Source organism: Aminobacter aminovorans (assembly GCF_900445235.1).
GTDB classification, from domain to species: domain Bacteria; phylum Pseudomonadota; class Alphaproteobacteria; order Rhizobiales; family Rhizobiaceae; genus Aminobacter; species Aminobacter aminovorans.
In genome coordinates, this window is sequence record NZ_UFSM01000001.1 from 585,940 (window position 1) to 604,604 (window position 18,665).

General features: G+C 65.4%; 16 protein-coding genes. 8 read left to right on the plus strand and 8 right to left on the minus strand.

Annotated elements, in window-relative coordinates; genetic code table 11:
* Positions 1-60: 60 nt before the first annotated feature.
* The 5 genes from DY201_RS02825 to DY201_RS02845 all read left to right on the plus strand — a co-directional run bounded on the left by DY201_RS02825 (position 61) and on the right by DY201_RS02845 (position 6,774).
* On the plus strand, positions 61-1,335 hold the full coding sequence (locus DY201_RS02825; protein ID WP_115729890.1) for an ABC transporter substrate-binding protein: 1,275 nt from the start codon (positions 61-63) through the stop codon (positions 1,333-1,335).
* Between the two features lie 18 nt (positions 1,336-1,353).
* Positions 1,354-3,651, plus strand: coding sequence for a molybdopterin guanine dinucleotide-containing S/N-oxide reductase (locus DY201_RS02830; protein ID WP_115729891.1), 2,298 nt, complete (start codon positions 1,354-1,356; stop codon positions 3,649-3,651).
* The gene (locus tag DY201_RS02835; RefSeq protein WP_115729892.1) at positions 3,648-4,952 is read left to right on the plus strand and encodes an NAD(P)/FAD-dependent oxidoreductase; all 1,305 of its coding nucleotides are present in this window, start codon (positions 3,648-3,650) and stop codon (positions 4,950-4,952) included. The genes DY201_RS02830 and DY201_RS02835 overlap by 4 nt, the downstream gene beginning before the upstream one ends.
* Positions 4,953-5,003: 51 nt before the next feature.
* The gene (locus DY201_RS02840; RefSeq protein ID WP_115729893.1) at positions 5,004-5,969 is read left to right on the plus strand and encodes an ornithine cyclodeaminase family protein; all 966 of its coding nucleotides are present in this window, start codon (positions 5,004-5,006) and stop codon (positions 5,967-5,969) included.
* Between the two features lie 106 nt (positions 5,970-6,075).
* Positions 6,076-6,774 carry a GntR family transcriptional regulator gene (locus DY201_RS02845; protein ID WP_115729894.1) on the plus strand — a complete coding sequence of 233 codons (699 nt, stop codon included), beginning with the start codon at positions 6,076-6,078 and terminating at the stop codon, positions 6,772-6,774.
* Positions 6,775-6,999: 225 nt separating this feature from the next.
* Here DY201_RS02845 and DY201_RS02855 read toward each other — a convergent pair whose 3' ends face one another.
* Genes DY201_RS02855 through DY201_RS02880 form a run of 6 tightly spaced genes read right to left on the minus strand, consistent with a single transcriptional unit; the run spans position 7,000 to position 11,997 of the window.
* Positions 7,000-7,944 carry a branched-chain amino acid ABC transporter permease gene (locus DY201_RS02855; RefSeq protein ID WP_115729895.1) on the minus strand — a complete coding sequence of 315 codons (945 nt, stop codon included), beginning with the start codon at positions 7,942-7,944 and terminating at the stop codon, positions 7,000-7,002.
* Positions 7,945-7,951: 7 nt separating this feature from the next.
* Complete coding sequence (locus DY201_RS02860; protein WP_115729896.1) at positions 7,952-8,854, minus strand: branched-chain amino acid ABC transporter permease; 903 nt, start codon at positions 8,852-8,854, stop codon at positions 7,952-7,954.
* Entirely contained in the window at positions 8,851-9,579 is a 729-nt protein-coding gene (locus DY201_RS02865) for an ABC transporter ATP-binding protein (RefSeq protein WP_115729897.1), read from the minus strand. The genes DY201_RS02860 and DY201_RS02865 overlap by 4 nt, the downstream gene beginning before the upstream one ends.
* Complete coding sequence (locus DY201_RS02870) at positions 9,576-10,367, minus strand: ABC transporter ATP-binding protein (RefSeq protein ID WP_115729898.1); 792 nt, start codon at positions 10,365-10,367, stop codon at positions 9,576-9,578. Before DY201_RS02870 ends, DY201_RS02865 begins: the two co-directional genes overlap by 4 nt.
* Entirely contained in the window at positions 10,364-11,584 is a 1,221-nt protein-coding gene (locus DY201_RS02875) for a pyridoxal phosphate-dependent aminotransferase (protein WP_115729899.1), read from the minus strand. Before DY201_RS02875 ends, DY201_RS02870 begins: the two co-directional genes overlap by 4 nt.
* Positions 11,581-11,997 carry a Rid family hydrolase gene (locus DY201_RS02880; RefSeq protein ID WP_115729900.1) on the minus strand — a complete coding sequence of 139 codons (417 nt, stop codon included), beginning with the start codon at positions 11,995-11,997 and terminating at the stop codon, positions 11,581-11,583. The genes DY201_RS02875 and DY201_RS02880 overlap by 4 nt, the downstream gene beginning before the upstream one ends.
* Before the next feature lie 328 nt (positions 11,998-12,325).
* Between DY201_RS02880 and msrA the strand changes: the two genes are divergently transcribed.
* Positions 12,326-13,060: a peptide-methionine (S)-S-oxide reductase MsrA gene (gene msrA / locus DY201_RS02885; protein ID WP_115729901.1), complete on the plus strand. Its 735-nt coding sequence runs from the start codon at positions 12,326-12,328 to the stop codon at positions 13,058-13,060.
* 95 nt (positions 13,061-13,155) lie between these two features.
* Here the strand turns inward: msrA and DY201_RS02890 are convergent, their stop codons facing one another.
* Positions 13,156-13,857 carry a phosphoribosyltransferase gene (locus DY201_RS02890; RefSeq protein WP_115729902.1) on the minus strand — a complete coding sequence of 234 codons (702 nt, stop codon included), beginning with the start codon at positions 13,855-13,857 and terminating at the stop codon, positions 13,156-13,158.
* A gap of 90 nt (positions 13,858-13,947) precedes the next feature.
* Here DY201_RS02890 and DY201_RS02895 point away from each other — a divergent pair, with 90 nt between their 5' ends.
* Complete coding sequence (locus tag DY201_RS02895; protein WP_115729903.1) at positions 13,948-15,126, plus strand: M20 aminoacylase family protein; 1,179 nt, start codon at positions 13,948-13,950, stop codon at positions 15,124-15,126.
* 256 nt (positions 15,127-15,382) lie between these two features.
* On the opposite strand, the gene DY201_RS02900 is transcribed toward DY201_RS02895, so the two are convergent.
* Positions 15,383-16,321, minus strand: coding sequence for a nucleoside hydrolase (locus tag DY201_RS02900; protein ID WP_115729904.1), 939 nt, complete (start codon positions 16,319-16,321; stop codon positions 15,383-15,385).
* Between the two features lie 148 nt (positions 16,322-16,469).
* On the opposite strand from DY201_RS02900, the gene DY201_RS02905 reads away from it, so the two are divergent.
* Positions 16,470-18,344 carry an adenine deaminase gene (locus DY201_RS02905; protein ID WP_115729905.1) on the plus strand — a complete coding sequence of 625 codons (1,875 nt, stop codon included), beginning with the start codon at positions 16,470-16,472 and terminating at the stop codon, positions 18,342-18,344.
* Positions 18,345-18,665 lie beyond the last annotated feature (321 nt).

Sequence of the window (18,665 nt, forward strand, 5' to 3'; positions counted from 1 at the left end):
GGGCACCAAGGCCTGAGACGAGCACGCGGCTGCCATCATCCAAACAAGGGGAACGGACTGATGAACAAAACCAAGGGTCTGATGCTGGCCAGCCTGCTTGCGGCCACCGCATTTTCCACCACCTCGGCAATGGCCGAAGACGCCGCATGCCCGGTCAAGATCGGCGGCGTGCTGTCGCTGACCGGCTCGATGGGTGCCGTCGGCAAGAACATCGCCAACAGCGCCCAGCTCGCCATCGCCAACATCAACGAGGGCGGCGGCGTCAAGGGCTGCCAGGTCGAGTTCGTGCTGCGCGACGACCAGGGCCAGCCCAACGTCGGCGTCGACGCCGCCAAGTATCTCGTCGATGTCGAGGGCGTGAAGGCACTGTCGGCCAGCATCGGCAGCGGCGTCACCATCCCGATCCTGACTTCAGTGGCTGCACCCTCGCAGATCCCGCAGATCGCCTGCTGCGCCTCGGCGCCGACGCTGACCACGCTTGCCCAGGAAGGCAAGACCGGCGGCTTCTTCTTCCGCACTTTCCCGGGCGTCAAGAATCTCGCCTATCCGCCGGCCAAGATCGCCGCCGACCGCGGCCTCAAGCGCATCGCCATGATCTATGTGAACACCGACTACGGCGCGAGCCTGGTCAAGGACTTCACCAAGGCAACCGAGAAGTTCGGCGGCCAGGTGGTCAAGGCCGTGGCCTTCAACGAAAACCAGGCCTCCTATCGCGCCGAAGTGTCGGCGGCACTGGCCGAGAAGCCGGACGCGATGTTCCTCGTCGCCTTCCCGCAGGACGGCGCCACCATTGCCCGCGAGTGGATTTCGCTCGGCGGCTCGCAGGAGCTGATCCTCAACAACGCCCTGCGCAGCCCTGACTTCGTCAAGGCCGTCGGCGCCAAGTATCTGAACAAGGCATTCGGCACCGACAACGCCTCGGCGGAAAGCCCCTCGCTCGAGCAGTTCAAGGCAGCCTTCAAGGCCGCCCACAACGCCAGCGCCGACGGCCCCGGCATCTCCAACGAATATGACGCCGTGACCATCCTCGGCCTCGCCATGAACATCGCGCCCGACCTGAAGGGCGCTTCGATCCGCGACGCCATCCGCAAGACGCAGGCACCCGACGGTGAGGCGATCGGCACCGGCCCTGCCGAGTTCAAGAAGGCGCTGGAGCTGATCAAGGCAGGCAAGCCGATCAAATATGTCGGTGCGCTCGGCCCGATCGAGTTTGACGTCAATGGTGACATCAGCGGCCCGGCACTATCGTGGCACATCGAAGGCGAGGAACTGGTCATCGACAAGACCATCGGCAACGAGGACATGAAGAAGCTGTTCGCGGAAATCGACGGTTAAGACAGGCACCGGACGGGCATGACCAGCTACACGCTATCCCACTGGGGCACCTATGAGGTCGAACCCCGTGGAAACGGTTTGCCCGCCCTGAAGCCATTCAGGCGCGATCGGGACCCGAGCCCGATCGGCCTCTATCAACTCGACCCGGCGCTCGACAGGCTCCGGGTCCGGCGACCGGCCATACGCAAGAGCTGGCTCGAGCATGGCCCGGGGGCTTCACCGGAGCGTCGCGGCATCGATCCCTTCGTCGAAGTCGAATGGGACCATGCGCTCGACCTCACTGCCGCAGAGATCGACCGCGTGCGCACCACCTACGGCAATGCATCGATTTTCGGTGGTTCCTATGGCTGGTCGAGTGCCGGCCGCTTTCACCACGCGCAAAGCCAGGTACACCGCTTCCTGAATGCCGCCGGCGGCTATGTCCGGCATGTCGATTCCTACAGCCTGGGTGCGGCCAACGTCGTGCTGCCGCATATCGTTGCGAGCATGGACGAACTGATGGCCGGCCATTCCTCCTGGGACACGCTGGCGGCCCATTGCGAGCTGTTCGTCAGCTTCGGCGGCGTGCCGGTCAAGAATTCACAGATCAATGCCGGCGGCGTCGCGCTGCACGGCGTGCCGGCGGGCCTGGCCGGCATGCGCGCGGCCGGCACGCGCTTCGTCAACATCGGCCCGGTGCGCGACAATTTCGGCACGGTCGCCGATGCGGCGGAATGGATCGCCTGCCGGCCCAACACCGACACCGCCCTGATGCTGGCGCTGGCCTGGGTGCTGTTCAGCGAGAACCTGCACGACAAGGCATTCCTCGAACGCTGCTGTACCGGCTTCAAAACCTTCGTCCCCTATCTCACCGGAGCCACCGACAGTGTGCCGAAGACACCCGAATGGGCCGAAGCGATCAGCGGCGTGCCGGCCGGAACCATCTTCGATCTTGCCCGCCACATGGCATCGGCACGCACGATGCTCAATGTTTCGTGGTCCATGCAGCGCGCCAGCCATGGCGAACAACCCTACTGGATGGTGGTGACGCTGGCGGCGATGCTCGGCCAGATCGGTACTCCCGGCGGCGGTTTCGGTGTCGGTTATGGCGCGGCAAATCTTGTCGGCAGCGCCCACACCCGCATCAAGGGGCCGACGCTGTCGCAGCTCAAGCCGGGCATTCCCGACTTCATTCCTGTCGCGCGCATCGCCGACATGCTGCTCAATCCCGGCGCGCCCTTCACCTACAACGGCAAGACGCAGAATTACCCCGACATCCACCTGATCTACTGGGCCGGCGGCAACCCGTTCCACCATCACCAGGATCTCAACCGCCTGCTCACGGCCTGGCAGAAGCCCGACACCGTCATCGTCAACGAGCAGTACTGGACGCCGACGGCCAAGCGCGCCGACATTGTCTTGCCGGCGACAATCTCGCTCGAACGCGACGATATCGGTTCCGCCACGCTGGAGGCCTTCATCGTTGCCATGAAGCAAGCAGTGCCGCCGGCGGGAGAGGCGCGCGACGACTACGCCATCTTCGCCGAATTGGCCGAGCGACTCGGCTGCGGCGAAACCTTCTCGGAAGGGCTCGACGCCGCCGGCTGGCTGTCGCGGCTCTACGAGGAATGCCGGCCGCTCAATCGCACGCGGGGGCTCGACCTGCCCGATTTCGAAACCTTTTGGCGCGACGGGCTGATCGACCTGACCCCGCTCGACCGTCCCGTGACCATGCTTGCCGATTTCGTCGCCGATCCGGAGCGCAAACCGCTCGGTACACCGTCGGGCAAGATCGAGATCTTCTCGCAGCGTATCGCCGGCTTCGGCCTGGACGACTGCCCCGGCCATGCGACCTGGATGGCACCGGCGGAGTGGCTGGGCGGCGGGCTCGCCACCAAATATCCGCTGCACCTTCTGACCGACCAGCCGGCGCGCCGGCTGCACAGCCAGCTCGACGCCAGCCCCTACAGTGCCGGCGGCAAGTCGAATGGCCGCGAGCTGGTCTACATGAACCCTGGCGATGCCGCGCAACGGGGGCTGGAAGAGGGCCAGATCGTCGAGCTCTACAACGACCGCGGCCGCTGCCTGGCTGCGGTGACGATCACCGGCGACATCATGCCCGGCGTGGCGCGACTCAACACCGGTGCCTGGTTCGATCCAGACCCTGAGACCGGGCTTGAAAAGCATGGCAACCCGAACGTGCTGACGCTCGACGTGCCGGCGTCCGGCCTGTCGCAAGGCTGCAGCGCCCAGACGTGCCTTGTCGAGATCGCCGCCTTTGTCGGCCCGCTGCCACCTGTCACCGCCTTTTGCCTGCCGGAATTCGCGACATCATGACCACCGCACAGAGCGCACCGCACCAACACATGCGTACGGTGTGGTGGCAAACCGCCAATCCGGCCCCTGTCACCCAGCCCTTGCGCGCTACAAGCAAGGTCGACGTCGCGATCATCGGCGCCGGCTTCACCGGCCTGACCGCTGCACTCCACCTCGCCCGACGCGGCGCGCGTGTTGCCGTGCTCGAGGCAGAGATGATCGGCAGCGGCGCGAGCGGGCTCAATGCAGGTTTCGTGGTGCCGAATTTCGCCAAGGCAGACCCTGCGGCGGTGGTTGGCAAGCTTGGCGAGGAACGCGGCCACAGGCTGCTGCAGATGATCGGTGGCGGCGGCGATCGCGTCTACGCGACCATCCGCGAACACGGCATCGCTTGCGATGCCGAGCAGGTCGGCTGGATGCACGTCGCGCACTCGGAAAAGATGCTCGGCATTCTCGAACGCCGGGCGGAAGCCTGGCAGGCGCTGGGCCGTCCGGTGCGCATGCTCGACGCTACAGAGGCGCGCCGCCGCGCCAGCCTCAAGCATAATGCCGGTGCCCTCATCGACGGCAGTGGCGGCACGCTGCATCCGCTCAACTACGCCTACGGGCTGGCGGACGCAGCTATGAATGCCGGTGCCGTTATCCACGAGGGCGCAGCTGTCCATGCCGTTGAACGATCAGGCAATGGCTGGCGGCTGACCAGCAGACAAAGCACGATCGACGCCGATACGGTCCTGCTATGCACCAATGCCTCGGAACAGGGCGCTGCCCGCCGCCTCGGCCGCATCGTCGTGCCGCTGCGCGTCTACCAGATTGCCACCGCCCCGCTCGACGAGGTCACGGTGCGGCGCATTTCGCCGGAGCGGAACCCCGTCGCCGACACGCGTGCCAACCTCTTCACCTTCAGGCTCGACCGCGACAACCGGCTGATCAGCGGCGGCATGTCGATGCTTCCGCTCGGCGCCGAACCGCGCATGGCAACAATGATCGCCGGCCGCCTGCAGGCCGAACTCGGCTTGCCGCGACTGCCTGTCGTGGAAAGCATCTGGCGCGGCACCGCCGCCATGACCACCGACTTCCTGCCGCATGTCTATGAATTCGGTCCGCGCTTCATCGGCGGCATCGGCTGCAACGGCCGTGGCATCGCCCTGACGGCGATGCTCGGCGAGGTGCTGGCCGACGGTGCATCGGGCACGCCGCTCGACGCGTTGCCAATCCCGCAGGCTTCGCCGCGCGCCCTGCCGTTTCGCAGTTTCGCCGCCGCTGCCCCGTCGGTCGCCATCGCCCAGGCCAGGTGGCAGGACCGGCGCCAGGGATTGTAATCGCCTGATACGACGGCATATCTGTCTGGCCTCGCAAAGGAGCCATTTTCAATGCTGATCCTCAACCGGCAAGCCGTTGCGGCCGCCTTGCCCATGGCCGACTGCATCGACGCGATGCGCGCAGCACTCGCTGATTTCGCCACCGGCGGCTACCGGCTGTTCCCGCGCCAGCAGCTCAATGCCGGCCCCGGCGAGGTGCTGATGGGGCTGATGCCGACATTCTCGCTGGCCGGCGGCGAGAAGCTCTGGTGCCTGAAAGATGTGCTGGTCGCGCATGACAATGCGGCGCGCGGCCTCGACAACCACCAGGGCGCGGTACTGCTCAATGACGGCGAGACCGGCCAGTTGCGCGCCGTGCTCGACGCCACCGAAATCACCGCCCGCCGCACCGCAGCCACTTCGGCCGTGGCAACGGCGGCGCTGGCCCGGCCCGGCGCCAGGACCGTCGCCATCCTCGGCACCGGAACGCAGGCAGAGACGCATATCGAAGCGATGCGGCATGTCATCCCAGACGCTGTCTTCGTGCTCTGGGGCCGCTCGTCCGACAAGCTTGTGGAACTTGCCCGCAAAAGCGGTGCCGAGGTGGCCGACAGTGCGCAGGCGGCGGTCGCCGACGCCGACGTCGTCTGCACGCTGACCGGCTCGAAGGAGCCGATCGTCGAGCTTGGCTGGCTGAAGCCAGGCTGCCACATCAATGCCGTCGGCTCGAGCAATCGCAATGCGCGCGAGCTTGGCGACGACATCGTCGCAGCCTCGGCCTTCTTCGTCGATTCGCGCAGCCAGGCCGCCATCGAGTGCGGCGAGCTGCTGCAGCCGCTCGAACGCGGCGTGATCGGTCCCGACCATGCCCGTGCCGAGCTCGGCGAGGTGCTCGCCGGACTGCGGCCCGGGCGCTCGTCGCCTGAGGAACTCACCGTGTTCAAGTCGCTCGGCATTGCCGTGGAGGATGCTGCGGCGGCCATCCGCGCCGTGAGTAACGCGACCGACAGGGGCCTCGGCCAACGGGTCGACTGGTAGAGCCTTCGCAGGCAAACAGCTCATGCGCGTCGTGCCGGCTTGATACCGCGCGGCGCGATTTCTATGCTATGTGCACATTCATCGTTTGATCAAAAGAGGAAGCTGGATGAGCGTCGATTTCCTGGAGCCTGTTTCGTCGCGCTCGACGATTCAGGACGGTATCTATCGGCAGCTGCGAAAGGCGCTGATGTCGGGTCATTTCGATCCCGGCCAGACACTGACCATCGCGATGCTATCCGACACGTTCAAGACCAGCCACATGCCGGTGCGCGAGGCGCTGCGTCGCCTGATCGCGGAGAACGCGCTGGTGGTGCTGACCACCGGCTCGGCGCAGGTTCCCACCGTAAGCCTGGCGGCACTGGACGATCTGTGCCTGACGCGCATAGCGCTGGAAACGCTTGCGGCCAAGCTCGCCACCGAACGCTCGACGCCGGCCGACCGCAAGACCTTCCGGCATCTCGTCGAGGAGCATGAGGCCGCCGCCAATGACCGGAATCTCGAAGAGATGCTGGCCCGGAACCAGGAGCTGCATTTCGCCGTCTACGACTGCTGCGGCTCGCCCGTCATCACCCAGTTCATCCAGAGCCTGTGGCTGCGCTTCGGCCCCTATATGCGCATGCTGTCGGGCCATATCGAACCGGTTCTGGTCTCCGGCAAGTACCAGCCGAGCTCGCATCATCGCGACCTGATCGAGGCTATGGATGCGGGCGACGCCCGTGCCGCCGCCAAGGCGATCAAGGGCGACATCGAGACGACGCAAGCGCTGCTGCGCCGGCTGTGCAAGGAAGCTGTCGAGACGAACTGACCCGGCCAGATCGAACCGGTTCTGGTCTCCGGCAAGTACCAGCCGAGCTCGCATCATCGCGACCTGATCGAGGCTATGGATGCGGGCGACGCCCGTGCCGCCGCCAAGGCGATCAAGGGCGACATCGAGACGACGCAAGCGCTGCTGCGCCGGCTGTGCAAGGAAGCTGTCGAGACGAACTGACCCGGCCAGCGCGCCAGCGCCGGCCCCGTTCAGGCCTGACGCTCAGGCGGCATGCCGCGAGGTGACCGGCTGCTCGCCGATCAGGCCACGCGGACGCAGCAACAGCACGAGCACCAGCGCCAGGCCGATGATCATCGCCTGAGCAGCACCGCCATAGATCTGGAACTGTTCGGGCAACATCTTCGACGACGCCGCGCCGATGGCACTCCAGATGCCCCAGACAACGATCGCGCCGAGGATGGCGCCGCGATTGTTGCCGCTGCCGCCGATGATCAACATGGTCCATATCTGGAAGGTCAGGATCGGCAGGAAGTCGAACGGGCTGACGAAGCCGATGAAGCTGGCATAAAGCGCACCGGCAAGCCCCATCAGCGTCGAGCCGATGACGAATGCCTGCAGGCGGAAGCTGCGGGTGTTCTTGCCCAGCGTCTCGGCGGCGACCTCGTCTTCGCGGATCGCCTTGAGCACGCGTCCCCACGGCGAACGCGCGATGCGCTCGAGGGCGACATAGGCGACGGCCAGGATCACCACCACGACTGCCAGGTAGCCGAGATTGTTGGCGAGCGGCGTCGCAAACAGGCCACGGAACGGATTGGGGATCGAGGCAATGCCCATCGTGCCGCCGGTCAAGGCTTCGAAGTTGGTGGCGACGAGCTGGATGGTGACGGCGATGCCGAAGGTGGCGACCGCGAGATAGTCGCCACGCAGCCGGACCGTCGCCATCCCGGTGATGAGGGCCGCGAGTGCCGCGGCAGCCATCGCGCCGACCAGGCCGACGATCCAGGGCAGTTCGAAATTGCCGAGCAGCTCAGGCCGCGCCGGCGCCGTCAGGATCGCGAAGGTGTAGGCACCGATGGCGTAAAAGCCGACGATACCGGCGTTGAACAGGCCGGTGCCGCCCCATTGCAGGTTGAGCCCAAGGGTCGCGATGCCGAGGATCAGCGCGACGGTGAGGAAGAATACGAGATACGAAACAAATCCGATCATCTGAGCCTCACACGCGTGCCGACCTGGAGAACAGACCTTGCGGCCTGAGGTAGAGGATGATGAGCAGCAGGCCGAAGGGCACCGCCGCCTTGTAGCCGGTAGGTATGACCAGCGCCGACAGGCTTTCGGCAAGACCGACGATCAGGCCGCCGGCGACCGCGCCAAACAGGCTGCCGGTGCCACCGAGGATCGCCGCTGTGAACAATGCAAGAAGCATGTTGAAGCCCATCTCCGGGCGGATCTGCACGGTCAATCCTGCAAAGACGCCGGCAATGGCGGCGAGGGCGCCACTGAGCATCCAGGTCCAGCGCACCACCTTGGCGATGTCGATGCCGCAGACCTGCGACAAAGCCGGGTTCTCCGCCATCGAGCGCATGGCGACGCCGATGCGGCTGAACTTGAGGAACAGGTGCAACGCCACCACCAACGCCACCGTCAGCACGAGGACAAGCACCTGGTCGGGCATCAGCCGGACATTTGGCAGGATTTCGAGCGAGATCTGCAGCTCTTGGCCATAGTAGTGCGCGTCCGCGCCCCAGACGAAGAGCACCAGATTGCGCAGGATCAGCGCGATGCCGAAGCTGGCGAAGACCAGTGTCAGGCTGCCGGCGCGACGCTTGCGGAGCTTGGAAAAAACGAGCGCGTCGGCGGCGATGGCGATCAGCCCGGTGCCGACGCAGGACACCAGGATGGCCACGAGCAGCGGCCAGCCAAAGGAAAACGGGCCGATGGGCTGGCCGGCGGGCAGGAAAGCCACCACGGCAAAAGCCAGGTAGGCGCCCCAGGTCAGCATTTCGGCATGGGCGAAATTGGCGAATTTCAGCATATGCGCGCACAGCGAATAGCCTATTGCCCCGAGCGCGAGGATGCCGCCGGTCAAGAGACCGTCGGCGATGGCTTGTCCAATCATGATTTCCTCCGGAAGCCCAGGAATGCTTCGGCAATGGCGTCGTTGTCGAGCAGATCGGCGGCCGTTCCCGTCATGTGGTTGCGGCCCTCGACCAGGACATAGGCACGGTCGGAAACCCGAAGGGCTGCCTTGGCGTTCTGCTCCACCATCAGCACCGCAACGCCACTCTTGGCGAGGCGGCGCAGGTCGTCGAGCACCTCGTGGACGATCTTGGGCGCCAGCCCCGCCGTCGGCTCGTCGAGCATGATGACGCGCGGATCGGTCATCAGAGCGCGCGCCACCGCGAGCATCTGGCGCTGGCCGCCGGAGAGCACGTTAGCCGCGGCGCGGCGACGGTCGGCCAGAGCGGGAAAATGCTCGAAGGCCCGTTGCACGCGCTCGCGCAACAGCGAACGCGGCAAAGTGTGGCCGCCGCTGATCAGGTTGTCCTCGATCGACAGCGAGGAAAAGACGTTGCTGGTCTGCGGCACGAAACCCACGCCAGCGGCGATGATCTCGTGCGTCGGCAGCCCCGAGATGCGCTGGCCGCCGAGCTTGACCTCGCCGCCCTCGACCAGCACCAGGCCGGCCAGCGCCTTGAGGAAGGTTGACTTGCCGGCGCCGTTCGGGCCGATCAGGGTAACCAGTTCGCCGGCGTCGATTGTGACCGAGATGTCGAAGACGATCGGCATGCCGGGGATGTAGCTGGCGCGCAGGTTGCGCGCCTCGCAGACGGGCGCGCTCATGCCAGTTCCCCCACCGTTACGTCACCAAGATAGGCATCAATGACGCGCTGCTCCTTCATCACGCCGGCCGGATCGCCCTCGAATATCACCCGGCCCTGCGCCATCACCACGATGTGGCGGCAGATACGCATCACCATGTCCATGTTGTGCTCGACGATGAGGAAGGCGACGCCGCGCTCGTTGAGCGCCACGATCTTGTCGATCAGCGTTTCGATGAGCGTCGGATTGACGCCCGCCGTCGGTTCGTCGAGCAGGATCAGCGGCGGGTCGACCATCATGACGCGGGCAAGTTCGAGCAGCTTCTGCTGCCCGCCCGAAAGCACGCCGGCAAGGTCGCGCGCCTTGTCGGCGAGACCGGTAAAGGCGAGCACCTCCATCGCCCGTTCGCGGGCCCGGCGTTCCTCGCTCGCGACCAGCCTGCCGCGGAACCAGTTGTTCCAGAAGGTCTCACCCGACTGGCCGGTGGCCGACAGCATGACGTTTTCGAGCACTGACATCTCGGGAAATGGCCGCGGGATCTGGAAGGTCCGCGCCAGGCCAGCGCGGAAGATCTTGTCGGGGCGGAGCCCCGAAATGGGCCTACCGTCGAAGATCACCTCGCCGGCGCTCGGCTGAACCTCACCGGCAATGAGGCCGAACAGCGTACTTTTGCCGGCGCCGTTGGGGCCGATCAGGCCGGTGATCTGGCCTGCCTTGACCGCTATGTCGACACCGTCCACGGCCTTGAGCGCACCAAAGCTCCTCGAAAGGCCTCGGGTCTGCAGGATGACATCGCCGGTCTGTGTCATGCACTGCCCCGCTTTGCTTCGCTGGCCGGCGCGCCGTCGCGTCCGTCCCAGAGATTGTTGAAGAACCTGGACAGCCGGTCCATGCCTTCGTCCAGCCGCTCCAGGCTTTCGGAGCCGAAGCAGACGCGAAGATGGCCTTCGCCGGATTGACCGTAGAAGCTGCCCGCCTCGACGACCACATCTGCCTCGTCGAGAATCCTTTCGGCAAGCGCCTGCGACGGAATGCCGAAGGCCGAGATATCAGGGAATGCGTAGATCGCGCCTTGCGGCGACGGGCATTTCACGCCCGGCATCTGGTTCAGGCGGCGGACGACAAGATCGCGCTTCTGGCGGTCGTGATCGACAAGTTCGGCAAGCACTTCGCAAGGGCCGGTGATCGCAGCACGACCACCGGCCTGGATAAATGTATTGACGTGGGTGGCGTCGTTGGCGGTGATCTTGAGCAGCCCGGGCATCGCCCAGGCCGGTGCGACCATGTAGCCGAGACGCCACCCATCCATGGCAAAGGATTTGGTGAATGCAAAAGCGGTGATGGTGCGCTCGGCCATGCCGGGCAGTGCCGCGATGCTGACATGCTCGCGACCGTCATAGACCATGTCTTCGTAGACCTCGTCGGAAATGACGAGCAGGTCGCGCCGGATCGCCAGTTCGGCGAGGCCTTCGAGCTCGGTGCGCGAATAGACGCGGCCGGTCGGGTTGACCGGATTGACCAGCACGATCATCCGGGTGCGCTCGGTGATGGCGGCCTCGATCAGCTCGGGCTTGAGGGCGAAGTCGTCAGCGGCATCCAGCGTCACGAACACCGGCTTGGCACCGGCCAGCTCGATCTTGCCGATATGCTGGGGGTAGAACGGGTCGAGCAGGATCGCTTCGTCGCCCGGATCGAGCAACGCCAGGAACGCCGCGAACGAGGCGTGCGTCAGGCCGTTGGTGACCAGGATGTCGGCCAGGGTCACATCCATGCGGTTCTGGTTGCGCAGCTTTTCGGCCAGTGCCGCGCGGAAGCTCGCTGTCCCCTTGAGGTCGCTGTAGTGGACGTCGCCGGCCAGGATGGCCGTGATCGTCGCCTGCTTGATGTGCTCGGGCGTATCGGCAGCCGGGCGGCCAAGCTCGAGATGGATGAGGTCACGCCCGCTGCCGGCAAGTGCCGCCGCCTTCTGGTACATGCCGAATGACTTCTGTGGCGTCTGGGAGATACGCCGCGCGACCCGCTTCATTGTTCCACCTGGCTGATGTTTGCCGCAGCGCCGGCCTGGCGGCGCGCGATGACTTCGATCTCGACCTTGATCTCTTCGACGGGGAAACCGCAGATGATGGTCGTGTTGGTCGGCCGCGGATCGGCGAAGGTCGCGCCGAGCACGCGCGAGACGGCCATGACGTCGTCGCGGCTGGCGAGGTAGACGCGCACCGAAACGATGTCGCGCAAGCCGGACCCTGCTTCCGCCAATGCCGCTGCGATGATGTCGAGCGCGCGCCGCGCCTGGGCTTCGGCCTCGGGCGCAAAGCCGCCAATGGCTGGATCATGGCCGGCCGTGCCTGAAACGAAGATCCACTCGCCGTCGACAAGCGCCCTTGAATAGCCCGCGAGCTCCTCGAATGGAGAGCCGGAGTAGATCGCTTTTCTTGTCATCGGCGCCTCTATTTTGCACGCTCATTTGATCAAACCATCATCGTGATAACGCAAGTTCGCGATGAGATCAACCGCCTGGAGACGGCGTGGGCATTTTGGCTTGAGGGCCGGAAGGCACAGGGCGCGAAACATCGAGGCTGGACGCCGGTGCTTGGATATTGGGTCCAGCATGGACCGGCGAGCAGTCACTTGCGCGTGACCCACGCCGATTCCGCGTAACAAAGCCACATCCATCTCCGTATCCTGTGTTGGCGGGCTTCGTTCGGCCAGGTCGAGCGAGCCCTGGCGTCCCTCAAGAACGCAGCCAGGAACGAACTGGAGCAGTTGGATGACTAGGGAATCTTCGACAGCAAGAAAGATCGCGGCCAAGCCGGCATTCTGGCTGTCAGCGGCGGTTGCGGCGCTTGGCGCCTGGGCTCTGACGACACCGAGTGCCGCGCAGGAGGGCATCAAGATTCCGGCGCCAGTGCTCGACGCACCGGCGCAAGGCAACTCGACGGTGGCGGTGCTGGCAGGCGGCTGCTTCTGGGGCGTTCAGGGAGTGTTCCAGCACGTCGAGGGCGTCACGAACGCCGTGTCAGGCTACGCCGGCGGCGACAAGCAGACGGCCCAATACAACGTCGTGGGCAGCGGCTCGACCGGTCATGCGGAGTCGGTCAGGATCACCTTCGACCCGCACAAGATCAGCTACGGCCAAATTCTGCAGGTCTACTTCTCGGTCGCGCACGATCCGACCGAGCTCAATCGCCAGGGACCAGACACCGGCACGCAATACCGGTCGACGATCTTCCCGGCCGATGCCGAACAGGCGAAGGTCGCCAAGGCCTATGTTGCCCAGCTCGACAAGGCCAAGGTCTTTGACGCCGCCATCGCGACGACGATCGAACCGGGTCGTGCCTTCTACAGGGCCGAGGACTATCACCAGGATTTCCTGACCCTGAACCCGACCTATCCTTACATCGTCTACAACGACCTGCCGAAGATCGAGAACCTCAAACGCCTGTTCCCGGATCGCTACCGCAGCGACCCGGTGCTGGTCTCGGAGGCCAAGGCATCCAACTGATGACAAAGGGCGTTCCTCCAGAGGCGGCATCTTGGCGCGATGTGCCGGACCGGAACGTCCCAAACATGCGCCTGGAACAACCGTGTGAGTGAAGCCTAGTCCTGCTTCGGAAACCAGCCACCACCGGCGCTGCGGCTGAGACGCGGCGAGGTAATGGCGCCGTGGATATGGGCGATGTAGCCGGCATCGAGTTCGGTGATCGCCTGGCGCCAGACATCGCCCTGCAGCATGCCGAAAATGGCCGCGACCGGCCGGATGCCAGCTTTGGCCAACAGCTTCAACACCGCCAGCATCGACGTCCCGGAACTGATGACATCGTCGACGACCAGCACCCGTCGTTCTTCGAGCAGCGGCAGCATGCGGGGGTCGAGATAAAGCCGCTTGGCGTGCTCCGGACTGGTGATCGAGCTCATCGGCTCGGACAGGTCCTCGCTGTACCAGAACTTCCTGGAGGTCCCGAGCGCCACCATCCTGTCATGCCCGAGACGCCGGGCAACTCCATTGGCCAATGGCAGGCCGAGCGTCGGCACGCCGATGACGACCTCGGGCGCGTAGGCCCGGGCATGGGTCGCCATGGCATCCGATAGCGCATCCTCGACCGCGAAGCTCGCCTGGTTGACGATCATCGAGGCCACTGCCTGGCTGCCATCGCCCGGCAGGACGCGGACGGGTAGCGCGATCTGGCGTCCGTCGGGCAGCGATGCCGGATAGAGGTCGCGGAAGCCGTCGTCCGTTGCGGTGTCGAACGTGCCCGCGGGATAAACTGTCTGCCAGAATTGATGCGGAGCGAGTGGCACAACGGGCCTTTCTGTTGCAGAAGGGGACAGGCGGCGTCGATGGCCCTGGGCGCCTGAGATTGCAGAACCGGGCCGAACGGAGTTTGCGTGATGACATCGACGGCCGGGCACGACAAGGGCGAAATCGAGATGCTGACGGCGCTGCGCCGCGACATCCACGCCCATCCCGAGCTGGGCTTCGAGGAACTACGCACATCAGGCATCGTGCAGAAGATACTGGTCGAGGCCGGCATCTCGGTGCAGACAGGGCTTGGCAAGACCGGCGTCGTCGGCACGCTGAAGCTCGGTGATGGCTCGCGGCGCATCGCGTTGCGCGCCGACATGGACGCGCTCGCCATGCCCGAGATGGCCGAAGACCGGGCCTACAAGTCGACCGTGTCAGGCAAGATGCACGCCTGCGGCCATGACGGCCATACCGTGATGCTGCTGGGTGCCGCCCGCGAACTCGCCCGTCGCAAGAGTTTTTCCGGCACGGTGCATTTCATCTTCCAGCCCGCCGAGGAAGGTCGTGGCGGCGCCAGGGCGATGATCGAGGACGGCTTCTTCAAGCAGTTTCCGGTCGATGCGGTCTACGGCCTGCACAACATGCCCGGCATCGCGGCCGACAGCATGGCCGTGGTTTCAGGGCCGCAGCTTGCCTCCTCCGACCGCTGGACCGTCACCTTCAAGGGCATCGGCACCCATGGCGCGAAGCCGCATCTCGGCCGCGACGCAATGACGGCAGCCGGCCAGTTCCTGACGGCACTCCACACCATCGTCGCGCGCCGGGTCGACCCGCTGCAGCCGGCGGTGGTCAGCGCCTGTGCCATGGAAGCCGGCAGCTTCGAAGCGCTCAACGTCATCCCCGATCTGGTCAAGATCGGCGGCACGTCGCGGGCCTATTCCGGCGGCGTGCGCGACCAGCTGGAAGAAGAAATCGGCGCGCTCGCCGAGGGCTCCGCACGGCTCTACGGCATCGCGGCGGAGTACCGCTATTTCAGGCAGATGCCACCTGTCGTGAACGACAAGGACGCTACCCGGCGTGCGCTGGCGGCGGCACAGGCAGCACTCGGCATCGACAAGGTGATGACCGAGTTCCCGCCCTCGACAGCCGGCGATGACTTCGCCATGTTCTGCCAGGAGGTGCCGGGCGCCTATGTCTGGCTCGGCAACGGCCCCGCCGTCGACGGCGCCCTGCACCACAACAGCCGCTACGACTTCAACGACGACGCGCTGGCGAGCGGCGTGAAGTTCTGGACGACGCTGGTCGAGCAGGAACTGGCGGCATAGTTTCCGGTCGCTCGGGGGCAAGCGCGCAAGGCCGTCATCCCATGAACACCACTCAAACGCTGTCGGCCCCCACTCCGGTTTGCTTCGCAAACCACCTCTTCCCCGTTCGACGGGGGGGAGAGGAAGGCCGCTGCAGGGTCACCACCCTTTCCTCTACCGCCCGAAATTGGGGGCGAGGAACCCAAGTTCTGAAAGGTAGCGCCCTACGAGATCGGCGTTTCCTCTCCCTCACGAAGTGGGGGAGGCATGACGAGGGTTACTCCGCCTTCAGCCTGTCATAGAGCAGCTTCAACACCGCGGTGCTCTCGACTTTCAGCGCCACCGAAACCGCGGCTCCGTCGTCCGAAACCGTCAGCGCCCCGGCATCACGCGTCGCGCCGGTATCGACGACAAGCTTCAGCGTCTCGCAGCCAAACAGCGCCTCATCGAGCGCCAGCAACATGACGCAGGGGTCGTGCAGCGGCCGGCTTTCGCCGCCAGTGGTCGACTGGAAATAAGCATCGATCAGCGCGCCGGAAGCGACAGCCGCCGGCACATCAGATGCCTGCAGCATGGCCGTGTCGTCGCGCGTGGCGCGAACCTTGCGGGTAACGTCGAGCGGGATCAGCGTCATGTCGAGCCCGGCGGCGAAGACGATCTCGGCGGCTTCCGGATCTGCGGCGATATTGAACTCGGCGCGCGGGCCGATGTTGCCCGGCTCGTGCACCGCGCCACCCATGGCGATGACGCGGCCGATGCGGCCGGCGGCCTCCGAGTACTCGGTGACGAGGCGAGCGATGTTGGTCAGCGGGCCGAGCGCCAGGATGTCGACGGTGTCGGTTTCCGCGGCATGGAGCGTGTCGCGCAGCCAGGTGACTGCGTCGCCGGCCACGGGCTGTGAAAGCGCATCGGGGAAGGCCACACCGCCGAGGCCGTCATTGCCGTGAATGTCTGCGGTGTCGAACCCCTTGCGCGAAAGCGGCCCGGCGGCACCGGCGATGACAGGCACGTCGACCCGGCCCTCAAGCGCGAGGATGCGGCCGGCATTGCGCGTCGTCGTTGCAATGCCGATGTTGCCGGCGACCGTCGTGATGCCGATGACGTCGAACTCGGCCGACTTCAGCGCCAGCAGGATCGCCACCGCATCGTCGATGCCGGGATCGGTGTCGATGATCACCTTGCGGGTGGGTTTCAGCTGCATGGCGCGACCTTTCATTCCAGTCTCAAATCAAGTCGGTCTGGCTTCACATCATCGCATCGGGGGAATCAAGTCGAAATGCTTGTCCCAGCACCGCTCGACCGCTCTATGCTGGCACAGTGGAAACGGGTTCCGATTTCGCCGGTGATGCAGTAGAGGCGAGGCCATGATCAAGACAGCTCCTTTGCCCGCCGACCTCCTCATCGATCCCGCCGACGAAATCCTGATCAGGCAGGACCTCGTGCTTGTTGCCCTCGGCAAGCGCGAAGCCGATCGCCTCGTCCGGCTCGGCCGCGTGCTCGACGTGCATACCGGCACCTGGATGGACGATTGCGAAGTGGCGATCCGCGGCAGGCGCATCGCCCATGTCGGCCCTGCCGGCAGCTTCACGGGCACGGCGCGCGAGACCATCGACCGCACACATCTGGCTGCGGTGCCCGGCTTCGGCGAAGTGCACAAACACATCGAAAGCTCGCATCTGACGCCGGAGCACGAGGCGGCACTGGTCATGCCGCGCGGCAACACCTGGACCTGCGAGGCGAGCCACGAGTTCTCCAACGTCAACGGCCCTGATAACCTCGAATTCTGGCTGACGGCGCGCCGCGCCGGCTCGCCGATGAAGATCTTTCCATTGCCCGGTTCGGCCGTGCCGCCGACCGCCTATGAGGGTGGCGGTGGGCATTTCGGCTATGCCGAGCAGATCGGGTTCCTCGGCGAAAGCACGATGGTCGCGGGTCTCGACGAGGTCATGGACTGGCCGGCAGTGTGGAATCCCGAGAACCCGTCGCATGGCCGTCTGTGGGGCATGATCCAGGCGACCTTCGAAAAGCGCGGTGTGGTCGAAGGCCATGGCGCCGGCCTGCGCGACCTGCCGTCGATCAATGCCTTTGCCGCCGCCGGCCTGTCGTCCGACCACGAGGCGTGGACGCCGGAGGAGGCATGGGACAAGCTCAGGCGCGGCATCTTCATCGAGATCCGTCCGCATTCGATGCCCGACATCATCAAGGGCCTGCTCGAACGCGGCTTGCGCGACTGGAGCCAGGTGGCGTTCGCCACCGACGACCGCAGCGCGTCCGACACGCTGAAGATGGGCGCGACCGACCACAATGTCCGTCTCGCCATCGAAAGCGGGCTGGCGCCCGAAATCGCCTATCAGTGCGTGTCGATCAACCCGGCGCGGCACATGCGGCTGACGCCCTTCGTCGGCTCGATTGCGCCCGGCCGCTTCGCCGACATGGTGCTGCTCGACAAGACGGCGACCGTTTCGATTTCGGAAGTCTGGGCCGACGGCCAGCAGGTCTCCGAGGGCAAGACCTTCTCCGGCCACCTGCCTGATATCGACTGGCCAGACTGGGCGACGAAGACGGTCAATGTCGGCCGCGAGCTCACTGCCGATGACTTCGCCATAGCAGCCGAGCCAGGCCGCGAAACGATGCGGGCGGCCCTGCTGCGCCCATTCCATTGGGACGATAACTTCATCACCACGGAACTTGCCGTGGCCGATGGCGCGGTGCAGCGCGACACTGACCGCAACATCACCAAATTCGCCGTTGTCGACCGCTATTCGGGCAAGGGCCGCGTCGCCAAGATGTTCTGGCTCGGCTGCGGCCCGAAGACGCCCGACACGGCGGTCGGCTGCACAGTGGCACACGACCAGCATAACATCTGGGTCGTCGGCTCTTCGGACGCGGCCATGGCCGAAGTGGTCAACCGCATCTCGCAGAACCAGGGCGGATGGGCGCTGGTTTCTGGCGGCAAGGTCGTCGCCGACGTGCATTATGAGGTCGGCGGCCTGATGACCAACCGCCCCGCCGAAGCGCTCGATGCCGAGATGGAAAAGCTCTACGCCGAAGCCAACAAGATCGACTGGCTCTACGAGCCGACCTTCTCGCCGCGCTGGTTCCCAGGCTTCCCCGAGCGGCTGCAATTCGCCACTTTGACCTGTGCGCCCTGGCGCTGGGTACTGGTGGCGCCGACAGATGCGGCACCCGAAGGTTTTGTGAACGTGCAGACGGGTGAGAGCCACAAGGTGGTTTGGTAGAGGCTACTGAAGCCCTGTCGACCCCCGCTCCGGTTTGCTTCGCAAACCACCTTTCCCCCGTTCGACGGGGGGAGAGGAAAGCGGCCGCAAGCTCAGTCTCTGCCTCACATCGCTTGATCGGCGGTTACTCTCCCTCACGAAACGGGGGAGAGGTGGCACGGCGAAGCCGGGACGGAGTCGGGGAGTTCGTCGAACTGGCGGTCAGCCAAGCGGGTTCGACGAAACGCCCCGGCGCCAGCCCCTCATCCTGGACTGCGGGCCCGCAAAGCCATCAGACGCTGGCGAAACCCATTGCGGGCGAACCTGCAGGAGATCGAGGCA

Coding starts and splice junctions, on each gene's coding strand:
- DY201_RS02825 (WP_115729890.1), top strand. CDS start 61: ATGAACAAAACCAAGGGTCTGATGCTGGCCAGCCTGCTTGCGGCCACC.
- DY201_RS02830 (WP_115729891.1), top strand. CDS start 1,354: ATGACCAGCTACACGCTATCCCACTGGGGCACCTATGAGGTCGAACCC.
- DY201_RS02835 (WP_115729892.1), top strand. CDS start 3,648: ATGACCACCGCACAGAGCGCACCGCACCAACACATGCGTACGGTGTGG.
- DY201_RS02840 (WP_115729893.1), top strand. CDS start 5,004: ATGCTGATCCTCAACCGGCAAGCCGTTGCGGCCGCCTTGCCCATGGCC.
- DY201_RS02845 (WP_115729894.1), top strand. CDS start 6,076: ATGAGCGTCGATTTCCTGGAGCCTGTTTCGTCGCGCTCGACGATTCAG.
- DY201_RS02855 (WP_115729895.1), bottom strand. CDS start 7,944: ATGATCGGATTTGTTTCGTATCTCGTATTCTTCCTCACCGTCGCGCTG.
- DY201_RS02860 (WP_115729896.1), bottom strand. CDS start 8,854: ATGATTGGACAAGCCATCGCCGACGGTCTCTTGACCGGCGGCATCCTC.
- DY201_RS02865 (WP_115729897.1), bottom strand. CDS start 9,579: ATGAGCGCGCCCGTCTGCGAGGCGCGCAACCTGCGCGCCAGCTACATC.
- DY201_RS02870 (WP_115729898.1), bottom strand. CDS start 10,367: ATGACACAGACCGGCGATGTCATCCTGCAGACCCGAGGCCTTTCGAGG.
- DY201_RS02875 (WP_115729899.1), bottom strand. CDS start 11,584: ATGAAGCGGGTCGCGCGGCGTATCTCCCAGACGCCACAGAAGTCATTC.
- DY201_RS02880 (WP_115729900.1), bottom strand. CDS start 11,997: ATGACAAGAAAAGCGATCTACTCCGGCTCTCCATTCGAGGAGCTCGCG.
- msrA (WP_115729901.1), top strand. CDS start 12,326: ATGACTAGGGAATCTTCGACAGCAAGAAAGATCGCGGCCAAGCCGGCA.
- DY201_RS02895 (WP_115729903.1), top strand. CDS start 13,948: ATGACATCGACGGCCGGGCACGACAAGGGCGAAATCGAGATGCTGACG.
- DY201_RS02900 (WP_115729904.1), bottom strand. CDS start 16,321: ATGAAAGGTCGCGCCATGCAGCTGAAACCCACCCGCAAGGTGATCATC.
- DY201_RS02905 (WP_115729905.1), top strand. CDS start 16,470: ATGATCAAGACAGCTCCTTTGCCCGCCGACCTCCTCATCGATCCCGCC.